Source organism: Rahnella sp. GSA61A (genome assembly GCF_019969905.1).
GTDB lineage: Bacteria > Pseudomonadota > Gammaproteobacteria > Enterobacterales > Enterobacteriaceae > Rahnella > Rahnella aceris.
The window spans coordinates 1-1,698 of the sequence record NZ_JAHXYO010000048.1 but is presented as its reverse complement, the minus strand read 5'-3'; the positions used below and the strand labels follow the sequence as shown (position 1 = coordinate 1,698).

General features: G+C 52.4%; 1 rRNA gene. It reads right to left on the bottom strand.

The features are described 5' to 3' along the window. Positions 1–43: 43 nt before the first annotated feature. Positions 44–1,586 (bottom strand): 16S ribosomal RNA (locus LC431_RS26155). Positions 1,587–1,698: the final 112 nt, after the last annotated feature.

Below are 1,698 nucleotides of genomic sequence, written 5' to 3'. Positions count from 1 at the left end.
ATCAGACAATCTGTGTGGACACTGCACAATGCGTATCTTGAGGTAAGGAGGTGATCCAACCGCAGGTTCCCCTACGGTTACCTTGTTACGACTTCACCCCAGTCATGAATCACAAAGTGGTAAGCGCCCTCCCGAAGGTTAAGCTACCTACTTCTTTTGCAACCCACTCCCATGGTGTGACGGGCGGTGTGTACAAGGCCCGGGAACGTATTCACCGTAGCATTCTGATCTACGATTACTAGCGATTCCGACTTCATGGAGTCGAGTTGCAGACTCCAATCCGGACTACGACATACTTTATGAGGTCCGCTTGCTCTCGCGAGTTCGCTTCTCTTTGTATATGCCATTGTAGCACGTGTGTAGCCCTACTCGTAAGGGCCATGATGACTTGACGTCATCCCCACCTTCCTCCGGTTTATCACCGGCAGTCTCCTTTGAGTTCCCACCATTACGTGCTGGCAACAAAGGATAAGGGTTGCGCTCGTTGCGGGACTTAACCCAACATTTCACAACACGAGCTGACGACAGCCATGCAGCACCTGTCTCACGGTTCCCGAAGGCACTAAGCCATCTCTGGCGAATTCCGTGGATGTCAAGAGTAGGTAAGGTTCTTCGCGTTGCATCGAATTAAACCACATGCTCCACCGCTTGTGCGGGCCCCCGTCAATTCATTTGAGTTTTAACCTTGCGGCCGTACTCCCCAGGCGGTCGACTTAACGCGTTAGCTCCGGAAGCCACGCCTCAAGGGCACAACCTCCAAGTCGACATCGTTTACAGCGTGGACTACCAGGGTATCTAATCCTGTTTGCTCCCCACGCTTTCGCACCTGAGCGTCAGTCTTTGTCCAGGGGGCCGCCTTCGCCACCGGTATTCCTCCAGATCTCTACGCATTTCACCGCTACACCTGGAATTCTACCCCCCTCTACAAGACTCTAGCTTGCCAGTTTCAAATGCAGTTCCCACGTTAAGCGCGGGGATTTCACATCTGACTTAACAAACCGCCTGCGTGCGCTTTACGCCCAGTAATTCCGATTAACGCTTGCACCCTCCGTATTACCGCGGCTGCTGGCACGGAGTTAGCCGGTGCTTCTTCTGCGAGTAACGTCAATCACCACACGTATTAAGTATGATGCCTTCCTCCTCGCTGAAAGTGCTTTACAACCCTAAGGCCTTCTTCACACACGCGGCATGGCTGCATCAGGCTTGCGCCCATTGTGCAATATTCCCCACTGCTGCCTCCCGTAGGAGTCTGGACCGTGTCTCAGTTCCAGTGTGGCTGGTCATCCTCTCAGACCAGCTAGGGATCGTCGCCTAGGTGAGCCATTACCTCACCTACTAGCTAATCCCATCTGGGCACATCCGATGGCGTGAGGTCCGAAGATCCCCCACTTTGCTCTTTCGAGGTCATGCGGTATTAGCTACCGTTTCCAGTAGTTATCCCCCTCCATCAGGCAGTTTCCCAGACATTACTCACCCGTCCGCCGCTCGCCGGCAAAGTAGCAAGCTACTTTCCGCTGCCGCTCGACTTGCATGTGTTAGGCCTGCCGCCAGCGTTCAATCTGAGCCATGATCAAACTCTTCAATTAAAAGTTCGATTTGCTTCAACAAGTGAAGCGGTGCTCAGAGATTACTTCGTAATAATTCAACTAAATGAATTACTGCTTGGTCACTCTAAGACTTGATATTTTTTGCCACCGA